General features: G+C 58.6%; 14 protein-coding genes. 7 read left to right on the top strand and 7 right to left on the bottom strand.

Features of this window, described 5'->3' with window-relative positions; genetic code table 11:
- Nucleotides 1-77: 77 nt before the first annotated feature.
- Complete coding sequence (gene pdxR / locus AC1DRN_RS16360) at nucleotides 78-1,586, bottom strand: MocR-like pyridoxine biosynthesis transcription factor PdxR (RefSeq protein WP_223460633.1); 1,509 nt, start codon at nucleotides 1,584-1,586, stop codon at nucleotides 78-80.
- 348 nt (nucleotides 1,587-1,934) lie between these two features.
- On the opposite strand from pdxR, the gene AC1DRN_RS16355 reads away from it, so the two are divergent.
- The 4 genes from AC1DRN_RS16355 (at nucleotide 1,935) to AC1DRN_RS16340 (ending at nucleotide 7,616) form a co-directional block, all read left to right on the top strand.
- Entirely contained in the window at nucleotides 1,935-2,807 is an 873-nt protein-coding gene (locus tag AC1DRN_RS16355; protein ID WP_477786749.1) for a DNA/RNA non-specific endonuclease, read from the top strand.
- A 250-nt stretch (nucleotides 2,808-3,057) separates the two neighbouring features.
- Entirely contained in the window at nucleotides 3,058-5,241 is a 2,184-nt protein-coding gene (gene speF, locus AC1DRN_RS16350; RefSeq protein ID WP_223460628.1) for an ornithine decarboxylase SpeF, read from the top strand.
- 80 nt (nucleotides 5,242-5,321) lie between these two features.
- The gene (gene potE / locus AC1DRN_RS16345; RefSeq protein ID WP_223460627.1) at nucleotides 5,322-6,662 is read left to right on the top strand and encodes a putrescine-ornithine antiporter; all 1,341 of its coding nucleotides are present in this window, start codon (nucleotides 5,322-5,324) and stop codon (nucleotides 6,660-6,662) included.
- Nucleotides 6,663-6,710: 48 nt separating this feature from the next.
- On the top strand, nucleotides 6,711-7,616 hold the full coding sequence (locus tag AC1DRN_RS16340; RefSeq protein ID WP_223460624.1) for an amino acid ABC transporter substrate-binding protein: 906 nt from the start codon (nucleotides 6,711-6,713) through the stop codon (nucleotides 7,614-7,616).
- A 102-nt stretch (nucleotides 7,617-7,718) separates the two neighbouring features.
- Here the strand turns inward: AC1DRN_RS16340 and AC1DRN_RS16335 are convergent, their stop codons facing one another.
- Nucleotides 7,719-9,056 carry an MFS transporter gene (locus tag AC1DRN_RS16335; protein WP_223460622.1) on the bottom strand — a complete coding sequence of 446 codons (1,338 nt, stop codon included), beginning with the start codon at nucleotides 9,054-9,056 and terminating at the stop codon, nucleotides 7,719-7,721.
- A 230-nt stretch (nucleotides 9,057-9,286) separates the two neighbouring features.
- Here AC1DRN_RS16335 and AC1DRN_RS16330 point away from each other — a divergent pair, with 230 nt between their 5' ends.
- Nucleotides 9,287-9,853 carry a nucleotidyltransferase family protein gene (locus AC1DRN_RS16330; protein ID WP_457266048.1) on the top strand — a complete coding sequence of 189 codons (567 nt, stop codon included), beginning with the start codon at nucleotides 9,287-9,289 and terminating at the stop codon, nucleotides 9,851-9,853.
- Between the two features lie 131 nt (nucleotides 9,854-9,984).
- Here AC1DRN_RS16330 and AC1DRN_RS16325 read toward each other — a convergent pair whose 3' ends face one another.
- Together AC1DRN_RS16325 and AC1DRN_RS16320 are read right to left on the bottom strand one after the other, a co-directional pair.
- Complete coding sequence (locus AC1DRN_RS16325; protein WP_223460620.1) at nucleotides 9,985-10,191, bottom strand: co-regulatory protein PtrA N-terminal domain-containing protein; 207 nt, start codon at nucleotides 10,189-10,191, stop codon at nucleotides 9,985-9,987.
- A gap of 81 nt (nucleotides 10,192-10,272) precedes the next feature.
- Complete coding sequence (locus AC1DRN_RS16320; RefSeq protein WP_223460618.1) at nucleotides 10,273-10,926, bottom strand: hypothetical protein; 654 nt, start codon at nucleotides 10,924-10,926, stop codon at nucleotides 10,273-10,275.
- 108 nt (nucleotides 10,927-11,034) lie between these two features.
- Here AC1DRN_RS16320 and AC1DRN_RS16315 point away from each other — a divergent pair, with 108 nt between their 5' ends.
- On the top strand, nucleotides 11,035-11,556 hold the full coding sequence (locus tag AC1DRN_RS16315) for a hypothetical protein (protein ID WP_457266044.1): 522 nt from the start codon (nucleotides 11,035-11,037) through the stop codon (nucleotides 11,554-11,556).
- A gap of 47 nt (nucleotides 11,557-11,603) precedes the next feature.
- On the opposite strand, the gene AC1DRN_RS16310 is transcribed toward AC1DRN_RS16315, so the two are convergent.
- The 3 genes from AC1DRN_RS16310 to AC1DRN_RS16300 form a co-directional block, all read right to left on the bottom strand.
- Entirely contained in the window at nucleotides 11,604-14,432 is a 2,829-nt protein-coding gene (locus AC1DRN_RS16310) for a multicopper oxidase domain-containing protein (protein WP_223460614.1), read from the bottom strand.
- Between the two features lie 285 nt (nucleotides 14,433-14,717).
- Nucleotides 14,718-15,848: an ATP-binding response regulator gene (locus tag AC1DRN_RS16305; protein ID WP_223460613.1), complete on the bottom strand. Its 1,131-nt coding sequence runs from the start codon at nucleotides 15,846-15,848 to the stop codon at nucleotides 14,718-14,720.
- A 62-nt stretch (nucleotides 15,849-15,910) separates the two neighbouring features.
- Nucleotides 15,911-20,773 (bottom strand): HAMP domain-containing protein, encoded by a 4,863-nt coding sequence (locus AC1DRN_RS16300; RefSeq protein WP_223460611.1) that lies wholly within the window; start codon nucleotides 20,771-20,773, stop codon nucleotides 15,911-15,913.
- A 297-nt stretch (nucleotides 20,774-21,070) separates the two neighbouring features.
- On the opposite strand from AC1DRN_RS16300, the gene AC1DRN_RS16295 reads away from it, so the two are divergent.
- On the top strand, nucleotides 21,071-21,712 hold the full coding sequence (locus tag AC1DRN_RS16295; RefSeq protein ID WP_223460609.1) for a response regulator: 642 nt from the start codon (nucleotides 21,071-21,073) through the stop codon (nucleotides 21,710-21,712).
- The last annotated feature ends 473 nt before the right edge of the window (nucleotides 21,713-22,185 follow it).

Below are 22,185 nucleotides of genomic sequence, written 5' to 3'. Positions count from 1 at the left end.
GCGCAGCCTTTATCGCGCCAGTCAGGAACTCTCGATAGATCCATTATCAGTTAAATCATAAGACCACTTGCCTTGCGTCAAGTGGCCTGCAGCAGATAGCCCATGTTGCTCAAGGCCTGGGCCAGCGCTTCGACGCGTTCTTGGGCCTGGTCCTCAGGGGTGCTGGCAAAGCCGATCAACAGCGCCGGTGGCAAGACATGCTCGAGGCAGTAGTCACTCAGGGGATAGGTATGAATGCCATGCTGGCCGAGTTCCCTGGCCAGGGCGTCGTCATCGAGATGCGTGGGTAACCAGGCGATCAGGTGCATGCCGGCTTCAACAGGCGTGATCCTGAAGAAAGTGCCCAGCCGTTGCTGCAGTTGTTCGACCAGTGCTTGCTGGCGAGCCTGGTACAGCGCACGCATTCGACGAATATGACCGAGAAAGTGGCCTTCGCGCATGAAGTCTGCCGTGACGGCCTGTAGCAGCGTGGGCGGGCTGCGATCCATGACCGCCCGCAGGGTGCAGAAGGGTTCGATCAGGGCGTTCGGCAGTATCACGTAACCCAGTCGTAGCGAGGGGAAGAGCACTTTGCTGAACGTTCCGGCGTAGATGACCCGGGCCCATTGGTCCATGGCATAGAGTGCCGGCAGGGGGCGGCCGTTGTAGCGAAACTCACTGTCGCAGTCGTCCTCGATGATCCAGCTTTGATTGCGGGCAGCCCAGTCGATGAGCTCCTGGCGCCGCGCATAACTCATGGTGATGCCCAAGGGATGCTGACGCGAAGGTGTGGTAAATACCAGGCGAGCGTCAGGACACAACGCCACACCTTGCCGGACATCGATCCCCTGTTCGTCGATACGCAACGGGACCACCAGACCACCCTGGGCCTGGAGCGCAATTCGCGCCGCGATATGCCCCGGATCCTCCATCCAGAAGCTGTCCTGCGGATTGAGCAACAGCATGCCCAGCAGGTTAAAGGCTTGCTGGGCACCGGAAACGATGACCACCTGCTCGGCAGCGCAGTCGATGCCCCGGGCATCGAAGACGTATTCGGCAATCGCCTCGCGCAGGGCCAGCAAACCTTGCAGTTCGCCATAACCGAGCATGGCCTTGGTCGGCTTGTGCAGGTGGCGGTTCATCAGCCGTTTCCAGACTGATTGCGGAAACGCATCGTAGGCACTGTGGCTGGGCAGGAACGAGGTCGGGCTCCCGGTCGCCCAGTCCGCATAGGAAACGCCGCGAAAATGATCGCTGCGCAACGACAGCATGGACTGGCTCAGATCGGACAGGCGAGGCGGCTGGGGCTGGTGTTCTTCGTCATCAGTACCGCGGCCTTCCCATTCATTGCCGACGTAGGTCCCGGCCCCGGTGCGCGACGTCAGAAAACCTTCGGCAATCAGTTGATCGAACGCATTGAGAATGCTGATTCGCGAAAGCTGCAGTTCTTTGCTCAGGGTCCGGGTGGACGGCAGACGTACGCCGCCCTGAATCCTGCCACCGAGAATCTGTTTGCGAATCTGCAAGTAGAGTTGGCGGTACAAGGGGATGGAGCTGGTACGGTCCAGCTCGATACCCGACAACAGCAAACCTGCGGAGGATTTCATTTTTGGTTCGTCTGGATGGAGTGAGTCTGGCCCGAATTGCCGTCAGGCACCCGGGGGCGCAAGGGTATCGAGTGGTACTGGATATGTCATCCGGTCCGCTTCTTCGCCGAGCACTGGCGAATAGAATCCAACCGCCGCCCGGCACTAACGTATCTTGTCATGGTCAATAAACCCCGCACGACCCCAAGCGGTCGATCTGCCCGGAACCGACCGGCCCCGCATCGGTAACTTGATCAAGGACAGTGAAAGCATGCTCGCCGCCACATAATCAGCAACGGCCTCCACCTGGTTCCGTGAATCGGGACTCGCCCTACGTTTACCCCTCAATTCCATTCGAAGATTTTAAGCATGCACCTACGCAAAATTGCAGTTGGGCTGTCGGCCCTTGTTTTGCTCTCGACCGGGGCACAAGCCCGCGGTCTGCTGGACCTGCTCAAGCCGCCCACCGCGCAACATGAACAAACGTCCCGCTCGGGCTCGATCAGCCAGAGCGCGGCCCTGGACCTCTATTCAAGCAAACAGAAACAGGCATCGTTTGACGGCTGTGCAGATCTGTTCCCGGCAGCGAAACCGATCAACACCGCCACCGTGCCGGCAACCATGAAACCCCTGGCGCTGTGTTCCGACAACTTCGCGGTGCTGTACTCGCAAACCAGCAAGACCCCGCTGGTTGTGGTCGAACGCCTGAATGCGGCCCAGTTGCAGGATGCCAAAGGGGAGGAGCGCACCAACCAGTTCTATCCGGACCCACGCATTCCCAAGAGCGGGCGCGCCGAGTTGAGCGATTACCGCAGCCAGCACCCGGCCGTGGACCGTGGTCACCAATCCCCGGCCGCCGATGCACCGAACCCCAATGCAATGGCCCAATCCTTTGCGCTGTCGAACATGGTGCCGCAAGACCCGACCAACAACCGCAAGATCTGGAGCAAGGTCGAGTCTGATGTCAGGAAGTTTGCCAAGCGCGCCGATGGCAACGTGTTTGTCTTTACCGGCCCGCTGTTTGACCCTGGCCACTCCACCATCGGCGACAACCAGGTCTGGGTGCCGACCMGCCTGTTCAAGCTGGTGTACGACGCATCGTCCAAACGTGCCTGGGCCTACGTACTGCCTAATGCTGAAACCCGAATCGAGAAGCCCATGGACTATGAAACTTTCGTGAAGAGCACCGGGCTCAAATTGCTCGGGAACTTGCCCGTCTCAGGTTCCGCAGGGCGCACTTGATGGCTGGATGAGCAGCACCCCAAAGGTTGAATGCAACCGATGGGGTGCTTCATCCGCAATCAAGCGTTGTGCGTGATTGCTGAGGATCAATGCCTTTGGATTAATTCAACTTAAAAAATCGGCAGGAAGTAACAAATAGTAAAAATGAACTATACCCAATAGGGCAATCGCTCCTGACCCCGGGACATGATGCCTCTGAAGTTGGTCGTCCCAGGAACTTCAACGTCAGACAGACCGAGAGATTCTGGTTATGAACGCCTTGAAAATCGCTGCCAGCGATGCGGTACGAGTTTGCTTTCGTAATTCCCGTGAAATCGTCCAGCTCGACCAGACTGACTTTACCGATGTCGCTGTCGCCGTACTCTCGAAAGATGATTTGGCAGCAGGGGCGCTGGATGCCATCAAGCGTACCGGCTTCGACATCCCCATCTTCCTGGTGGCCTCTCAGGGCCGCAGCAATCGTTCCCTGGAGGTCTACAAACAACTGCAGGATGTGATTTTGCAGGTCAATGGTGTGTTTGACCTGTCCAGCAATAATGCCGAGTACTACGGCAATCAACTGGAGACCGCCGCCAAGGCCTATGAAGAAAGCCTGCTGCCGCCGTTCTTCGATGCGCTCAAGCATTACACCGAATCGGCCAACGCGACCTTTGCCTGCCCCGGCCACCAGGGCGGCCAGTTCTTTCGCAAACACCCGGCAGGTCGGCAGTTTTTCGACTTCTTCGGCGAGACGCTGTTTCGCGCCGACATGTGCAACGCCGACGTCAGGCTCGGTGACCTGCTGATCCACGAAGGCCCGGCGCTGCTGGCGCAAAAACATGCGGCCAAGGTGTTCAACGCCGACAAGACCTACTTCGTGCTCAACGGCACCTCGGCGTCGAACAAAGTGGTGACCAGCGCCCTGTTGACCCCGGGCGACCTGGTGCTGTTCGACCGCAATAACCACAAATCCAATCACCAGGGTGCGCTGTTGCAGGCCGGCGCCACGCCGGTCTATCTGGAAACCGCGCGCAACCCCTACGGCTTCATCGGCGGCATCGACGCTCACTGTTTCGAAGAAGACTACCTGCGCCAGCTGATCGCCGAAGTCGCCCCGGACAAGGCGCAACTGCCACGGCCGTTTCGCCTGGCGATCATTCAACTGGGCACCTATGACGGTACCATCTACAACGCCCGGCAAGTGGTCGACCGCATCGGCAAGCTGTGTGACTACATCCTGTTCGACTCGGCGTGGGTCGGTTACGAACAGTTCATTCCGATGATGAAGGATTGCTCGCCGATGCTGCTCGATCTGGACGAGAACGACCCGGGCATCTTCGTCACCCAATCGGTACACAAGCAGCAGGCCGGTTTCTCCCAGGCCTCGCAAATCCACAAGAAAGACCGGCACATCAAAGGCCAGGCCCGCTACTGCAACCATCACCGGCTCAACAACGCCTTCATGTCCCAGGCTTCAACGAGCCCGTTCTACCCGCTGTTCGCCTCACTGGATGTGAATGCCCGCATTCACTCAGGCCGCAGTGGTCTGCGCCTGTGGGACGACTGCGTGAAGTTCGGCATCAATGCGCGCAAGCTGATCATCGAAGCCTGCACCATGGTCCGCCCATTCGTGCCGGATACCATCGACGGGCGCCCATGGCAGGATCATTCGACCGATGCTATCGCCAGCGATATCCGTTTCTTTGAGTTCCATCCGAAGGATCGCTGGCATGCCTTTCCCGGTTATGCCGACAAGCAGTACTTCATCGATCCCTGCAAACTGCTGTTCACCACGCCGGGCATCGACCCGGTGGACGGCAGCTACACCGAGTTCGGCATTCACGCCGGCATCCTGGCCAACTTCCTGCGCCAGAACGGCATCGTTCCGGAAAAATGCGACCTCAACTCCATCCTGTTCCTGCTCACCCCGGCTGAAGACTGGGCAAAGATGAGTCACCTGGCGGCACAGATCGCCCGTTTCGAACGCTTCGTTCAGGACGACGCGCCGATGAGCCGGGTGCTGCCAGCGATCTATACGCAGTACGAAGAACGCTACCGCGACTACACCATCCGCAGGCTCTGCCAGGAAATGCATGACCTGTATCGCAGCCACAACGTGCAGCAGCTGCAGAAGGACATGTTCCGCAAGGAACACTTCCCGAAAAAGGCCATGAACCCGCAGCAAGCGCAAATCGAGTACATCCGCGGCAACGTCGAGCTGGTGGCGTTGGCGGATGCCGATGGTCGCATTGCAGCCGAGGGCGCGTTGCCTTACCCGCCGGGCGTCTTGTGCGTGGTGCCGGGAGAAATCTGGGGTGGCGCGGTGCTCAAGTACTTCCTGGCGCTGGAGGAGGGCATCAACCGCTTGCCCGGCTTCACACCGGAACTTCAAGGCGTTTATCTGCAGCAGGAAGGCGGTCGCACGCGGGCGTATGGCTATGTGATCAAGCAGTAAGGATCACCCTCGTACTCGGTGGCAGGTGTCAGGTCAGCGGGCCCAGGGGTTAACTCTCTGAACAGGGCAAGGAGTTTGCGATGGCTGATTCAAGCAAGAAAATGGGCCTGATGGGGCTCACGACGCTGGTAACGGTCAACATGATGGGCTCGGGCATCATCATGTTGCCCACCAACATGGCTCAGTTGGGTGCCGTCTCTTTGTTGTCGTGGATTTTCACGGCGATTGGTTCGATGGCCATCGCCTACTGCTTTGCCCAGTGTGGCGTCTTCTGCTCGCGCTCCGGCGGTTTGTCCGCCTACACCGAAGAGGCCCATGCGAAGTCGGGTTTTTTCCTCTGTTCGTACCTGTACTTCCTGTCACTGGCCATCGCCAACGTGGCCGTGGCCATTTCGGCGGTGGGCTACATGACGGCCTTCGTGCCCTGGCTGGGCACGGGTGCGATTCCACTGTGCATCGGCACGATCGCACTGATCTGGCTGACCACCTTCGCCAACTTCGGTGGCCCAGGCATCACCGGCAAGATCGGCGCCTTCACGGTGTGGGGCGTGATTATTCCGGTAGCCGGCCTGAGCATCATCGGCTGGTTCTGGTTCAAGCCCGATGTGCTGGCCGCCGCCTGGAACCCCAATAGCCTGGCGATTTCCGAAGCCATCGGCAAAGCCATTCCCCTGACCCTGTGGGCCTTCCTGGGCATGGAGTCGGCGGCCCAGGCCACCGATGCCGTGGAAGACCCCAAACGCAACGTGCCATTGGCCTGCCTGTTCGGCACCCTGGGTGCCGCCGTGGTCTATGTGCTGTCGACCACCGTTATCCAGGGCATCATTCCCAACGCTGAGCTGGCCAAGTCCTCCGCCCCCTTCGCGCTGGTCTATGCCACGATGTTCAGCCCGATGGTCGGTAATATCGTCATGGCGCTGGCGGTCATGGCCTGTGTCGGCTCGCTGCTGGGCTGGCAATTTACCCTGGCGCAAACCGCCAAGATGACGGCTGACCAGAACCTGTTCCTCAAGCTGTTCAGCAAGGTCAACGCCATGAATGCCCCCGTCGTCGGCATGATTGTCTGCGGTGTGCTGCAGACCCTCCTGGCCCTGTCGACCATCTCGCCCGACGCCGCCGCACAGTTCAGCAAGCTGGTCAGCCTGGCGGCGGTCACCAACCTGATCCCTTATATAACTGCGATGACCGGCCTGCTGGTGATCATGCACAAGGCCGGGGTCTCGTCGGCCATACACTCGCGTAACGTGGTGGTCCTGCTGATTGCAATAACGTACGCCTTGTACGCCTTGTATGCCTGCGGCAAGGACGCAGTGATGGGCGGCACCCTGGTGCTCGCTTTCGGCTACCTGCTCTATGGATTCCTCGCCAAGCGCTTCACCGACGCGCCGGCGGCCAACCAGGCAAGGGCCGCAAACCCTTAGGCGTGGCCAACAGGACTGCACAGACATCTGCATACGGGGAAACCGGACATGAACGTACCATTTGCCACAACCACCAGACTGCTGCTTGCCTTCGCACTCTCGACGCTGCCGCTAGTGGCTGGCGCCAACACCGTTGAACGCGTGCGCAGCAGCCAAACCTTGACCCTGGGCTACTTGCCGGACCTGGCCCCTTTCAGCAAGCAGGAAGGCGACAAAGCCAGCGGTTATGCCATCGACCTGTGCCTGAAAGTCGCCGACAAGCTCAAGAGCGAGCTGGGTCTGCCCGACCTGCAAGTGCGCTACCAGCCCGTCAAGATTTCGGACGAGGTCAACGCGGTGAGCCAGGGTAAAGTCGACATCCTCTGCACGCCGACACCGCCTACCCTGGAACGGCGCAAGATGATCAGTTACTCCATACCGATCTACACTGCCGGCCTCTCGGTCGTGGTGCGCAACGATGCTCGCGAATCGCTGCTCAATGTGCTCAATGGCAAGGTGGCCAATACCGGCCCGACCTGGCGTGCCAGCATTAACAACGGTCTGGCCAACCAAACCTACGCGACCCTGGAGGGGGGCGTGACCGAAGACTGGATTCGCGAACAGATGCGCCTGCTCAACGTGATCGCTTCGCTGGTGACCGTGGCCAACAACGACGAGGGCGTCAAGCTGGTCGCCGAGGGCAAGGCCGATGCCTTCTTCTCCGAACGCATGCTGCTGCGCAATGAAGTCGCCAAGGAGGGCGCGGCCAAGAACCTGATGCTCCTGGACCGCATCTTCGAGTACTCGCCGGTGGCGATGATCGTGGAGCGTAACGACGAAGACTTCCGCTTGCTGGTCGATATGGCCCTGAGTGAAGCCTATCACTCGGGCTTCATAGAAAAGGCCTACGACCAGTACCTGGGCGGAACCAACGCTACCGTGAAAAAACTGTTCAGGGTGTATGCGTTGCCTTAGTGGCATCGTTGGCAACGGGCGCTCCGCGGACGTGTTGCTACTGTAGGAGCGAGCTCGCTCCTACAGATCCGCACCGGGCCCAGGACAGGCTTTTTTGGTGTTTCAGGCGGACGCGCTCACTCCTTCGGCTTTTTCTTGCGACGCAACGTCATGCAGGGAAATCCTCGAAGTCTCCGGCAATGCCAGACCACCCGCCAGCGCGAGCAATGCAACCGCGATCAGATAGAACGCTGGCGACAGGTTGCTGCCGGTGGTGCTGATCAGCCATGTCGCCACCAGCGGAGCGGTGCCGCCAAAGAGGGTGTACGCCATGTTGTAGGTGATCGCCGAGGCGGTGTATCGGGTACGGGTAGGGAAGGTTTCCGAGAGCAAGGCCGCCGTCACCACGCCACACAACACCGCGCCAATCGCCAGGAGCATGACGCCGCCGATGGACACTGCGAACGAGCCGGAGCTGGCCATCAGGAACGATGGATACACGCTCACAATCAACAGACCGCAAGCGGTCATCACCGTCATTCGACGCCCGACCCGGTCCGAGTACAGCCCGGCCAGTGGGCAGATCGCCGCAGCGAACAGCAATGCAATCAGCGACACCAGCAACGCTGTGGCGCGACTCAGGCCACCCGCGACTTGCAAGTAAGTCGCGAAATAGGTGGTGAACATATAAAACGACAGTGCCGTGAGTGACACAAAAGCACCCAGACAGCAGATAGCCGCACCATGGTTGCGCAAGGTTTCCTTGAGTGGGGAGTGTGCGACTGCATGTTCCTGGGTCACCGCCTGGAATGCCGGTGTCTCATCGAGCTTCCAGCGCAAGTAAAGACCCACCAGGCCCAGGGGCGCGGCAATCAGGAACGGCAGGCGCCAGCCCCAACTGCCCATTGCTTCGGCCGACAAGGACGCCTCGAGTGCGTAGGCCACCACGGCTGCCGCGGCGAAGGCGGAAAATGTCGACACCGGAATGAAGCTGCCGTACCAGGCGCGCTTGTCACTCGGTGCATGCTCCATCAGGTAGGCACAGGCACCGGCGTATTCACCCCCGGCGGAAAAACCCTGGGCGCAACGGATCAGGGACAGAAGAATCGGCGCCATGACTCCGATCGCCGTATAAGTGGGCAGCAGGCCGATCAAGGTCGTCGCCCCGGCCATCAGCAGAATGGTCATCGCCAGGGTTCGCTTGCGGCCGATCCTGTCGCCCAGCATGCCGAAGAAAATCCCGCCAAGGGGCCGAAACGCAAAGGCCACGGCGAATACCGCAAAGGTCTTGAGCAGCGCGGCACTGGCATCGCCGCTGGGGAAAAATTGCTGGGCGATGGTCGTGGCCAGAAAGCCGTAGACGGCGAAGTCGAACCACTCGACGAAATTGCCGATGCCGGCAGCCACAATCACTCTTCTCAGCGTTCTTGGGCTGACTTGTTCCATCGTTGCGCTCGTCATGCTTGACCTCGACCGTTCGTCAGTAAGCTATCGATTATCGGGGCAGGCACTGAGGCGGCTCACTTCAAAAGTGTCATCCACATAGTCCGTACCGACTTCATGTCGTTGAATGAGGCATGATTCGCGCCAGATTGGCCGAGGGTGAGTAAAGGGCGGTGTATTTCGCGTATTTGTAAAGCGTTGGCGGTATCGTCGGTCGCCAGGACTTGATCGATTTGGAAGGGATGAAAATGACATCGACTGTCGAAAGCCTGGTCAGGATCGCAATGACCAATCCAGTAAACGCAGAACTTGCCGATCGCTTGCCCAAGCTCGGTTTGAACCAGTGCATGCTCACCGCCGGTTGCCTGTTCCAGGCCGTGTGGAATCATCAGTCACAGCGACCGCCAGCGTGGGGGGTGAAGGATTACGACGTTTTTTACTTCGATGATGATCTGTCGTGGGAAGCCGAGAATGAGGTCATCCAATCCGCTCGGCATCTGTTCAACCACCTCGACGTGAACGTTGAATTCAAGAATCAGGCTCGCGTTCACCTGTGGTACAACCAGCGGTTTGGCGGGGATTATCCACAACTTCAGTCGGCCAGAGACGGGATCGATCGCTACCTGATTGCCGGTACCTGCATGGGGCTGGATATTGAAACGGGCGAGGTCTATGCACCCAACGGCCTGGCCGATACTGAGCAGGGGCTACTTAGAATCAATCCAAAGAATCCCAGGCCAGACTTGTTCGACCAGAAGGCGAAAAGTTACCAGGTTCGCTGGCCTTGGCTCAGGATCGTAGAGACGCAACGTTGAGTTGGCGCGAGGGGCGTTTACCGATGAAGCAATTTATTGGAGATGAAAGCTGATAACGCGTGCCACGACGGCCTGTAAACGAAGCAGCCCGTGGAGACGGGCTGCTTGGACTGTGGACTCGACACAACAGATCAGCTGTTGGTGCGGTCGGCTGCCTTGGCCTTGCTTTGAGTGACAGCGGCTTCAGCCTTCTGTTTCTGGGCAACCTGGAAGGCTTTCATCGAGACGGTCCGGGCCGACTCCATGCGTGCGACGGTCCGGTCACCGCCACCTGTGGCCATCGCCAGAGAAGAAGCGGTCAGAGCGGCGACTACGAAGAGAACTTTCATGGATTTCATTTGGGTATCCTCAAGTGAGATTTTTTAACAGTTAAAGCAGAATTCATGGGTTAGCGCTGAACGTCCTTGTTCAACCTGGATTCACCAGCCAGCCAGGGCGGCGTTTCCTGGAGTCCAGGTGCCTTGCTCCTGGCGCGCTTCGGCGTCTTTGTTTTTTGCCCAGACGGTGAGCAGTACCATCATTCCGAAACCGCCGACGATGAGCACCGGATAGGCTGCCAGCAACTCCACCAGCGAGTACTTCCAGGCCAGCGGACGACCAACACCCAGCATGGCGGCATAGAACCACGACACGCCAGAGAACGCGCCCGAGAACAGCGCCAGCATGCGCAGGCTGAAGGAGAGTTTCAGTAACGAACCGGCTTTCTTCAGCGCCGGCAATACAGCGCGATGCAACACGAAGCCGTTAATGGTCAACAGCACAACGATGCCGATTTTGGCTTGTAACTTTGGATTGAGGAAATACTCCATCCCCTTGCCGGCATAATCGATCCCGACAATAGCAATGCCTGTAATCCAGAGCCAGACAAGTGCAAGCGATACGGTCTTTTGAAGACTGTCCATGTGCGCGTCATCGTGGTGACCTGACGCATCGCCCTTCAGGAGTTGCTTGACCATTGCAATGTCACTGGTCAAAACCAGCCCGATTGCCACGCAGCAGGCGATAAGATGAAAATATACAACGCCCAGGCGTAAATATTCCCCGACTGGTGAAGTAAGAATACTAAGTTCCATGACTACCTCTTTGTTCTAACAGTGAATCAACCTGACGTTCAGGACGGCGTGATTAGAGTTTGCCGTTGCTGACGGAAGTTATGATTCAGCCGTTTCAATTGAATTATCTTGCGGCATTACGCTGTCAAGATAAAAGCGAGTTTGGCGAATGAACTTTTAGTCATTCGATTATTTCCATTTTCAGGTAATAAAAAACCGCATCCGCACTTGGCGCATATGAGGTTTAACTTCCGCTTCTGGGGGTCAGGTGAGGTTCAGAGCCCGTGCCACCTGCTGCGTATTCTGACCGAAAAAACTGTATCCGTTCATTTCTTGATCAATTTTGCTGACCAACGGCAGTGTTCCTGGCTAGCTGCACATTGCCATCTTTTATCGTGCAGCCTGCACCATTACCGGGTTTGCGGCGAATGGGAAGGCAGACGAGAGCCCCGGCGTTTTTTTCGTCTTTTATTCCAGATTCCATGGAAGACATCGGGGGTTTTGAGCGAATCAGCCATAAAAAAGCCTTTGGCCGGGTTAACAAACCAGGTCAATGCACTGCCATTTTCCCCTCGAAAAAAGCCAATTCGCGGCATAGCCACAGGGGAATTTTCAGCAAAAAAGTTGCCTGTGCATTTGCTGACGACATAAACAGCCGTTTGATAGACGACGCTAGCCTTTGCCTCCGCTGCTGCTATTTACGGGTTTTTGTTGACCTCGACCTGTGGCCCGACGCCATCTCCGGTACGGAATGTCGGTAATGCAACCGAGTTCACGAATTTCACGCCGTCCCAGCTGGGCAAGGGTGTGGGCATCAATTGGAACTGGCCCGGGTGCTCAGAGTCCCAGCGCAGCAGCATCGCCGTGTCTTCATGCTGTGTGTTGTGGCAGTGCTCCATGTAGGTACCGGCAAACTCACGGATGTGTATGGCCATTTCGACATCGTCGAGGCTGTCGGAATCGCGGCCTACACGGTAGATATCCTTGCGCGCTCCTTTTTCCCATTCGGGTGGTGGTTTGCCACCTCGAGTGAGAATGATCCCTTCCTCGAAATGCACATGCACCGGGTGACTCCAGCCATTGCCGCCGTTCTCGATCTTCCAGACTTCCAGCGTGCCTTCGCCCTTGAACCCTGCCGGTGTCGGGCCAGTGGCCAGTTGTGGCGCGGCTGAAATCCGCCGCGGGTCCATACCGAAGCCTTCGCCGCCATCGGTCTTGATCGTCCAGGGCTTGAAGTCCGTGCCGTTGGAGCGGCCAAAGATAAAGGTGCGGTGCCGTGCCTGGGCAAGCCGGGCGATATCCGCAGGGTCATCACGATGCAAGGGCAAGGGGATCATGAACTTGCCCTCGGGCTTGCCAGGCTTGGCGGGCTCGAAGTCGACCGGATTCATGCTGACATCCTGGCCGGTGTAAGGCTGGACGTTGAGTTGCAGGAACAGGCCCACGCCCGGGTCACCGTTGACCCACTGTGGCCCGTGGCTGGTTTGCCTGACCACGGGCAGGTACTTCTCGGAGAGTACATCCGCCAATGGAATGTCGCGTTTCGGACGCTTGCCGTCTTCATGCTCCGCAATGTTGACGAAGAAAATCTTGTCGCCCGGGCTGATGCCGTTTGTCGCGAAGTCGACGACGATGTCATAGCGCTCGGCAATGCCCAGTATCGGCAGAATGGCATTGTGGTCCTGCGTGTCGCCGTCGCCATCGAGGTCCAGGCTGCCATCGAACGGCACCGCGTGCTCCATGATATTGCCGTCGTTGGCAATCATGTGGAACGGCACCCGGTTATAGGAAACTCCGGAGTTGTTCGGGCCAGGAAACTCGCCACCATTACCACTGACCTGACGCACCACCGCCAGCGTGAAGAAGCGAGAAACCGATCCGTTGAGAATGCGGAAACGGTAGCGGCGGGCACGTACGTCCAGGAAGGGTTTGAACTCCCAGTTGGTCAGCACCTGGTCACCGAGAAAGCCGTCGGTGTTGAAGGGGTTGAACCACAACTGGCCGGTCTGGTCCCAGGCCTTGTCGGCAATCGTCAGGTTGACGTCATAGTCGCGGTTACCCCACCCCAGCCCCGAACCGCTGGGCAAGCGCAGGTTGACCCCGTCGTCGACCGCCTCGTTGCCACGGTCCACGGCGCTGTAGTAGTTCATCATCGTCGCATTGCCCTTGTAGACATTCTGCGCGGTGAAATCGAGCATGTGGTCGTGGAACCAGTGGGTGCTCATGGTTTCGCGCCAGTCGCCACGGATCTTGATGGTGCCGTTGTTGCAGGTCTTGAAGCCGGGGCTGGCGTCGTTGACGAACAGGATTTCACCGGGGTCGCACGGGAACGCGGCCCGTGGGTCCTCGGCAGTGGTGTTGATGGTGTCGTAACCGGCCAACTGGATCGGCCAGCGATAGTCGTAGTACTGGCCTGGGAAGAAGAACGCGTTGGTAAAACCGTCGCTTTCGGCGGGCGAGTGGCCGTTGTGTTCATGGGTGGTGAGGGTGTGCAGGCCAAAGCCCCGGTTGGCCGACGGGTCAATGGGCAAGGCATCGTAATGACGCATCAGCATCGCTTGGCCATAGCGTACCAGGAGCAGTTTGGGCGGAAAGGTGCCGTCGAATGTCCACAACGCATTATGGTCCTGGACAGGCAAGTTGGGGTGGAACTGCACTTGAATGCCCTTGGTGGTGCCCTCGTTGGCCGGGTTGCCGTTGGTGTTGTGATAGAGCCCGCCGGGCGCAAATTCCCCCACAGCGTAGTTATGCCGTTGCATCCGATCACGCAAGCCGCTGTTGACGTGCGCGCCGGCTTGCACAGTCTTGAAGGCATCGCGCGGGAAAAACTCATTGAAACGCTGGTGCGACCAGCCTTTGCCCGGTGGCCGGCCTTCTGCGGGCGAGTCGACTCGGCGATTGAGGAAAAGCTCGATCTGCGCCTTCCAGGGGTTGCGGTCCAGGACATTGGAGAACTCTGTCGGGAAGGGCGTCAATGCCGGCTGCCTGAGAAAGGCGTCCAGCGCATCCGGAGACGGGCCGCTACGTGCCACGTTCAATGGATCTTGCGCCGGTGCGGGGCCCAGCGTCGGAACCGGAAATGGAACCGGGGATGGCGGGTCGGTCGCATCCAGTTTGTTCGAGCCGAATTCCTCGAACAGTTCAAGCTTCTGGGTGAACGGTTGAGCCCCGAACACCGGGCTGGCATTACCGTTAGTGGGGATGTTGAAGCTGGGTTGCAGATCGGGTGGCAGCACATTGTCGACCAAGGGGGTCTGGCGGTTACCGACCACTCCATTGGGCAAGTCGAAGGCGCCCACGTTTGCGGGAGGCAGCTTGAGCAAGTCCCGCAATGCGGCATTGGGGTCGGCGGGCGGGTTGGTGAACGCCGATGGGTCGGTAGGAGGCGGTGGATCGGTGTTGTCGAGGGGGGCTGCCCGGGTCTGGGACAAGCCCAGCCCAAACACGATCACGGCAGCAGAGATACTTAACGCCAGCCTGGTTTTGGACAATGGACTAGGATTCAGCCTTCCGGCATCCAGTTTCATCGCAAACACCTCTGACGATTCCTCGGAGCGCGCGGCAATACATGGGTATTGAGCCACTGCTCCTGGCCCGGCTGGCGAAATGTTTGATTTCGAACCGGGATAAGGATGATGCAAATTTTCCGCCAAAAGTGAAAGAAGGTGACTAATGGCTCTACGCCGCATACCCCTTGTCTGCTGGCTTCAGGCAGGTAGGAGCAGCCAGGATGAATACCCCCGATGACGGGGAATATCCCCCAATAACGGGTGCGATTGTGCGCAGTGTCTGGGCCAAGAGAAATGGCCACGTCAGTCGAGTGGCAGCGATATCGTCAATCTCGTTCCTTTGTCCGGTGCGCTGTCGATCGTGAATTCGCCGCCGAGCATGCTGATGCGTTCCTTCATCCCCACCAACCCGAACGAGTTCGATTTTTTGCGATCCGTCATGCCGACACCATTGTCTTTGATCAGCAGGTAAAGTCGGCGGCCCTCCCGGTAGAGTTCGATATGCACCTGTGTCGCTTGCGCGTGCCGGGCAATATTCGATAGCGATTCCTGCACGATGCGAAACAGAGTCGTGGCGGATTTTTCATTCAGATCGCAACGCAAACTCTCGTCTTTCACCGACATCGTGCAATCGATCACGCTGCGCTGCCGGAACTCTTCAAGTTGCCACTCGATCGCTGCCTGTAGTCCCAGATCGAGTACGGGCGGTCGAAGATCATTGATGATGCTGCGGACACTGCGGATGGCTGAATCGAGGTGATTCAGGGCGTCGCTGACCTTTTCGTTGAGCTTGGGGTGCCGGGTACTGGTGCGCGCCTGCAACATGGAGACGTCAATTCGCAATGCCAGCAGACTTTGCCCCAGCTCGTCATGGATGTCGCGTGCGATGCGCTTTCGCTCTTCTTCCTTGATGCGCTCCTGATAGGCGGCCAGTTCACGCAGCTGCAGCTTCGATTGCAGCAGTTCTTCGGCCTGCATCGTCAGTTTGCGCTGCAAGTAGTACAGGTCGACAAACACCAGGATCTTGGCGCGAAGAACTTCGGCCACAATCGGCGAGAAGATGTAATCCACTGCGCCGGACGTATAACCGCGGAAACGCTCGGAATCCGTATCGGCCTCCGCCGTGACGAAGATAATGGGCGTGTGGGCCGATTTCGGGCGGCCGTGAATGAGTGCCGCGGTTTCAAAACCGTCCATCACGGGCATTTTCACGTCGAGCAGAATGACGGCGAAGTCGCGCTGCAATAGCAGGCGCAGCGCCTCGCGCCCGGAGGTCGCCGTGGCAACATCGAGGCCCATGTCGGCAATCACCGCGGCGAGCGCCGTAAGCTTGCCGGGATTGTCATCCACCAGCAACACGGATGCTGGTACGCCATCAGGCGGGAGCGCTTGCCGCACCTGGGCTCTCTCTTTGAATGCCGGGGGTTCCTGCATATTTATGCCACTTCATTTTTGCCACTTCGGTTTGCGCTGGCCGCAATGAGCGCGGTACAGCGTCATCGATAGAGCCATTTGCGCATCAGTGACAGCAGCTGGTCGGTATCCACCGGCTTGCTGACATAGTCCGATGCTCCTGCCTCGAGGCACTTTTCACGGTCACCCATCATCGCCTTTGCCGTCAGCGCAATAATGGGCAGGGTTTCAAACCTTTTGAATGTACGGATCTGGCGCATGGTTTCAAAGCCATCCATCTCGGGCATCATGATGTCCATCAACACGATGTCGGTATCGGGCTGCTGCTGCAGCAGTTCTATGGCGGTTCGGCCGTTTTCGGCCGTGGCCACCAGCATTTTGTTGCACTCGAGCACGCTGGTCAGGGCAAAAATATTGCGCACGTCATCGTCGACCACCAGGGCCTTTTTACCCTCGAGACTGTCTGATCCCTGATAGAGTTTTTCCAGCATCTTGCGCTGGGTCGGCGACAGACTGGCTACGACGCGGTGTAGAAACAGCGCGGTTTCGTCGAGTATGCGCTCGGGCGATTGAACTGCCTTGATGACGCCCTTGCCGAGCAGTGTCCTGAAACGCTCGCGTTCCGGCTTGGTCAGTGTCTCTACACCATAGACGACGATCGGCAATTCACGCATGGCGTGGTCTTCCTGCAACGCCTCGAGAAACCCGATGCCGGATACGTCGGGCAATTTGAGATTGATTGCCATGCAGTCGTAGCGTTTCGTTGCCAGTTTGTTCAAGGCTTGCGCGCCGCTGCCGGTCGTTGCGATCTTCACATCGGTATTGCCGAGTAGATCGAGGATACGGGCGCGGCTCCCTTCGTCGCCGTCGATGAGCAGCAGATTCCTGGTCTTGCGCCGAGCGAATGCCACGATGCCCACCAGCGCATTTTGAATCTCGTCGGCTGTGACCGGTTTGAGCAGATAGTCGAAAGCGCCATAGCGCAGCCCGCGTGTGTGATCGTCAGCGATCGAGATGATCTGGACCGGGATGTGACGCGTGGCGAAATTGCGCTTGAACTGCTCGAGTAGCGACCAACCATCGATGTCGGTCAGGCCCGGGTCCAGAGTGATCGCGGCGGGTTTGAAGCGTTCGACAAGCTCCAGTGCATCCGCGCCACGGGTCGTGACGATAGCCCTGAACCCCTCGTGGTGCGCGGCCTCGAGCAGAATGCTGGCGAATCGGGTGTCGCCCTCGAGCATCAGCAGCACCTGGTCCCCGGGTTGGACAGACTCGCGGTCGTCCGGTATCTGTACAGACGGGTCTGACACAGGGTCGCGCCTGACTTGGCCAGGTACTGCCTCTGTCGCTGATTCGTCCAGCGTCTGATGCTGGGCATCCTGTGTACGCAAGGGCACGTACAGCGCGAAAGTACTGCCCTTGCCGATCTCACCGGGGATCAGCCGCAGCTCACCGCCCAGCCGGTGTGCGAGCTCGCGGCTGATCGACAGACCGAGGCCGGTGCCGCCGTATTTTCGTGAGGTTCCGGTATCTGCCTGCTGGAACGCTTCGAAGATGAGCTTCTGCTTGTCGGCAGATACGCCAATGCCGGTGTCGGTGACCACGAAGGCAACCACCGCATCGGCGCTATTGAGTTCGCTGTGATCCACGCTCCACCCGGACACAGCGGGTTCGATGCTGAGCTTGACACTGCCTTGTTCAGTGAACTTGAAAGCGTTGGACAGCAGGTTCTTGACCACCTGTAGCAGGCGCTTTTCATCGGTCCGGATGCAGGGGGGCAGGGTAGGGGCCAGTTCAATCGTGAAGTCCAGGCCCCGGCTTTCGGCGACCGGCCGGAAGGTGCGTTCGATCTGGTGGTGCAGATCGGCGAACAGCGCTTCATTCAGATCCAGTGTGACCGTACCCGACTCGATCTTGGACAGATAGAGAATCTCGTCGATCAGCTCCAGCAGGTCTTTGCCCGCGCTACGGATGGTCTTGGCATATTCGACCTGCCTGGGCGTGAGATTGTGCTCCGCGTTGTCGCTGAGCTGCCGGGCCAGGATCAGCAAGCTGTTCAATGGCGTTCTGAGCTCATGGGACATACTGGAAAGGAATTCGGACTTGTACTTGGAGGTCAGCATCAGTTGCTCCGCCTTCTCCTCCAGCGACAGCTTGGTGATTTCGACTTCGCGGTTCTTGCGCTCCACTTCGGCTTTCTGCTCCTCCAGCAGTCCGGCCTTGTCCTCCAGTTCCTCGTTGGTCTGTCTCAATTCTTCCTGTTGCCTTTGCAGCTCCTGCGCCAGCGATTGCGACTGCTTGAGCAGTTCTTCGGTACGCATATTGGCTTCGATCGTGTTGAGCACGATACCAATCGATTCAGCCAGTTGATCGAGGAAGGTTTGATGAATGATGCTGTAGCGCGTGAACGAAGCCATTTCCACGACGGCCTTGACCTTGTTCTCGAACAGGATCGGCAACACGATGATATTGAGCGGGGCGGCCGCACCCAGTCCCGATGAAATCGCGACGTAATCTGCGGGTACATCGGTCAGCAGGATGCGCCGCTTCTCGTAGGCGCATTGCCCGACCAGGCCCTCGCCGAGCCGCCACTCATCGTTCACATTGATGTTGCCCTTGTACGCATAAGCGGACATCAGTTTGAGTTTCGCAGGATCGGGCGGGCTCTCGTTCATCATGTAGAACACACCGTGCTGGGCGTTGATCAGCGGAGCCAGTTCAGACAGCACCATCTTGGAGACTGCCGCCAGATCGCGCTGGCCCTGCAGCAGGCGGTTAAACTTCGCGAGATTGCTCTTGAGCCAATCCTGTTCCGCGTTTTGCCGCGTGGTTTCCCGCAGGTTGCGGATCATTTCGTTGACGTTGTCCTTCAATTCCGCCACTTCACCCTTTGCTTCCACCTCCACGTAACGCGTCAGATCGCCCTTGGTCACGGCAGTCGCCACATCGGCAATTGCGCGCACCTGATTGGTCAGGTTGGCCGCCAGACCGTTCACGTTGTCGGTCAGATCGCGCCAGGTGCCGGCAGCACCCGGCACGTTGGCCTGGCCACCCAGCTTGCCCTCGACGCCCACTTCACGCGCCACTGAGGTCACCTGATCGGAGAACAGCGCCAGCGTATCGGTCATACCGTTGATGGTGTCGGCCAGTTTGGCGATCTCGCCCTTGGCCTCCAGTGTCAGTTTCTTCTTCATGTCGCCGTTGGCTACAGCGGTCACCACTTTCGCGATGCCTCGCACCTGGCTGGTCAGGTTGGCTGCCATGAAGTTCACGTTTTCGGTCAAATCCTTCCAGGTGCCGGACACGCCTTGCACCTGCGCCTGTCCCCCGAGCTTTCCCTCGGTGCCGACTTCGCGCGCCACCCGCGTCACTTCGGCGGCAAAGCTGTTGAGCTGGTCCACCATGGTGTTGATGGTGTTTTTCAGCTCCATGATTTCACCCTTGGCTTCCACGGTAATCTTGCGCCCCAGGTCACCTTTGGCGACTGCTGTCGTCACGTCGGCGATGTTGCGCACCTGATTGGTCAGGTTGGCCGCCATGCTGTTGACCGAGTCGGTCAAATCTTTCCAGGTCCCACCGACACCCGTCACCTTGGCCTGACCACCAAGTTTTCCGTCAGTTCCCACTTCGCGTGCCATGCGCGTCACTTCGTCGGCAAAGGTCGAGAGCTGGTCCACCATGGTGTTGATGGTTTCCTTGAGTTGGAGAATTTCACCTTGCGCTTCGGCTGTGATCTTGCGCGACAGGTCGCCGTTGGCCACCGCCGTCGTCACGTCGGCGATGTTGCGCACCTGGGTGGTCAGGTTGGCCGCCATGCCGTTGACCGAGTTGGTCAAGTCCTTCCAGGTACCGGACACGCCGGTCACTTTGGCCTGTCCGCCCAGTTTGCCTTCGGTACCGACTTCCAGCGCGACGCGTGTCACCTCCGAGGCGAAGCTGGAGAGCTGGTCGACCATTGTGTTGATAGTGTTTTTCAGTTCGAGAATCTCGCCCTTGGCTTCAACGGTAATTTTCTTGCCGAGGTCGCCGCGCGCCACCGCGGTCGTCACCTGTGCGAGGTTGCGCACCTGGGTGGTCAGGTTGGCCGCCATGCCGTTGACCGATTCGGTCAGGTCGCGCCAGGTGCCTGATACGCCGCGCACTTCCGCCTGACCGCCCAACTTGCCTTCGGTACCGACTTCCAGCGCCACGCGGGTCACCTCCGAGGCGAAGCTCGAGAGCTGGTCGACCATCGTGTTGATGGTGTTTTTCAGTTCGAGAATCTCGCCCTTGGCTTCGACGGTAATCGTCTTGCCCAGATCGCCTTTGGCCACAGCGGTCGTCACGTAAGCGATGTTGCGCATCTGAGTGGTCAGGTTGGCGGCCATGTCGTTGACGGAGTCGGTCAGATCTTTCCAGGTGCCGGACACCCCTTTGACTTTGGCCTGCCCACCGAGAATCCCTTCAGTGCCGACTTCACGCGCCACGCGGGTCACCTCCGAAGCGAAGGAGCCCAGTCGAGTCACCATGGTGTTCACGATCCCGGCGGATTTGAGGAACTGGCCCCGCAGTTTCAGGCCGTTGAGTACCGGTGGTACCCGCTGACTCAGATTACCCTCGGCAACCGAATCGATAACGCGAATCATCTCGTTCATCGGGCTGATGAGGTCGCTGGTGAGCGCATTGCTCGAGTTGACGATCTTTTGCCAAGAGCCTTTCATCATCGGCAATTGAATACGCTCATCGACCTTGCCCTGCTTGCCGATCAGTCGCGCCACGCGTTCGAATTCGGTGGCGGTGTCGGCCGCCATGTCGATGATCTCGTTGAGCGTGTCGGCGATCTTGCCCGGCATGCCGGTCCAGTCATCCGGCATACGCTTGGTGAAGTCACCATTGCGCAACGCCTTCAGCGCTGTCAGCAACGTCTTCATGTCGAGTACTTCGATTGGTGTCGTTACTGTGGCCATGTCTATGTCCAGTCAAAATGGATGCCACGCGCAAGGCGTCATGCAGGAGCCGGCATTGCAGTATTGACCATGCTGAGAACTGAGCGTTGGCTTACGAAATATTAGCAAGGTTGGCGCAATGCCCCGCAGCCTGGGGAAATTGGCCGGGAACAGGCCATTCCAACCGCCTGCACCCGCTGTGCGGAGAAGCGAGCACCAATGCCTGAGGCAAAAGTGCAAGTGTGCTCTGTGCCTGCTAACGTCAAACTCTGCAGCTGATTCCATGGCTTGCTGGCCACTGCCGAATGGAAAATACAGATGACTGACCAAAAAATCAGAGTCTTGCTGGTGGACGATCACAGCATCGTGCGTAACGGCGTGCGACGCATGCTGGAGACTGCCGGCGAGATCGACGTAACGGGCGAAGCAGAGACGGCACAAGACGCCATGCGCCTGGTCCGGGAGCAGGATTTCGACGTGGCGCTGGTAGATATTCAGCTGCCCGATAAAACCGGCCTCCAACTCCTCAAGCTCATGCGTGCAGAGAAGCCCAAGCTCGCGATTCTGATGTTGAGCATGCATTCGGTCGAGGCCTATGCGTTACGCGCAATCAAGCACGGCGCAGCGGGATACCTCACCAAGGATATTTCCGCAGCCACCCTGGTTACGGCAGTTCGCAAGGTGGCCTCAGGCGGCAAGCACGTCAGTCCAGAGCTGGCAGAAAAACTGGTCAACGCTATCGGCAGAGGCGACGAGGCACCCCACGAAGCGCTATCCGACCGGGAACTTGAAGTCCTGAAGCTCCTCGCTTCAGGCGAGCGAATTGTCCGCATCGCGCAGATATTGCACTTGAGCCCGAGTACCGTCACGACGTACCGGGCACGCATCCTGGAAAAAACCGGGATGGACAGCAACGCGAAACTGGCCCGCTATGCGCTCGAAAACGGCCTGTTGAGTTAGAGCGCCCCGTCACCCGTTCCAGCCTGCTTGTAGTGGAATCACTACAAGCTCTTGGCCGATATCTCCACAAAGATGTCCCGCTAACGTCGATAGTCGGTTTCGTTCTACTCGAGCATATTTCCCCCTGCGCAAGATTTGGTCCGCTGAGTGGAGTTGTCTTCGTCAGCGTCTTGTACAGCTATGTCAAAAAAGAGAGGTGAAATCATGCAGGTCACCAGCACAGAACCATTGACTGCACTGATGCCAGCCAGATATTCAGGCCCTTTGCGTCTGTTTGTCGTTGAGGATTCGAACGCCGTGCCAGCACTGAGGCGCACGGTGTCGCCAAGGATCGCTGGCCTGTCACTTGCCGGGGTGTTCCACCGCGCAACGGCCGCCATCGTCGCCATTCGGCGTGAACCGCCAGATGTTGTCTTGCTGGACGTCAACCTCGGCGACGGTCAGGGCATGGAAGTATTGCGTGTGGTCGCAGC

Source organism: Pseudomonas sp. P5_B3 (assembly GCF_056400405.1).
The sequence above is the reverse complement of the archived record's forward strand: the minus strand, read 5'-3'. Positions and strand labels throughout refer to the sequence as shown.

Bases quoted from the DNA above. Each gene is read 5' to 3' on its own strand.
- AC1DRN_RS16340 (WP_223460624.1), top strand. From the start codon at position 6,711: ATGAACGTACCATTTGCCACAACCACCAGACTGCTGCTTGCCTTCGCA.
- potE (WP_223460627.1), top strand. From the start codon at position 5,322: ATGGCTGATTCAAGCAAGAAAATGGGCCTGATGGGGCTCACGACGCTG.
- AC1DRN_RS16335 (WP_223460622.1), bottom strand. From the start codon at position 9,056: ATGACGAGCGCAACGATGGAACAAGTCAGCCCAAGAACGCTGAGAAGA.
- speF (WP_223460628.1), top strand. From the start codon at position 3,058: ATGAACGCCTTGAAAATCGCTGCCAGCGATGCGGTACGAGTTTGCTTT.
- AC1DRN_RS16320 (WP_223460618.1), bottom strand. From the start codon at position 10,926: ATGGAACTTAGTATTCTTACTTCACCAGTCGGGGAATATTTACGCCTG.
- AC1DRN_RS16310 (WP_223460614.1), bottom strand. From the start codon at position 14,432: ATGAAACTGGATGCCGGAAGGCTGAATCCTAGTCCATTGTCCAAAACC.
- AC1DRN_RS16300 (WP_223460611.1), bottom strand. From the start codon at position 20,773: ATGGCCACAGTAACGACACCAATCGAAGTACTCGACATGAAGACGTTG.
- AC1DRN_RS16330 (WP_457266048.1), top strand. From the start codon at position 9,287: ATGACATCGACTGTCGAAAGCCTGGTCAGGATCGCAATGACCAATCCA.
- AC1DRN_RS16305 (WP_223460613.1), bottom strand. From the start codon at position 15,848: ATGCAGGAACCCCCGGCATTCAAAGAGAGAGCCCAGGTGCGGCAAGCG.
- AC1DRN_RS16325 (WP_223460620.1), bottom strand. From the start codon at position 10,191: ATGAAATCCATGAAAGTTCTCTTCGTAGTCGCCGCTCTGACCGCTTCT.
- pdxR (WP_223460633.1), bottom strand. From the start codon at position 1,586: ATGAAATCCTCCGCAGGTTTGCTGTTGTCGGGTATCGAGCTGGACCGT.
- AC1DRN_RS16295 (WP_223460609.1), top strand. From the start codon at position 21,071: ATGACTGACCAAAAAATCAGAGTCTTGCTGGTGGACGATCACAGCATC.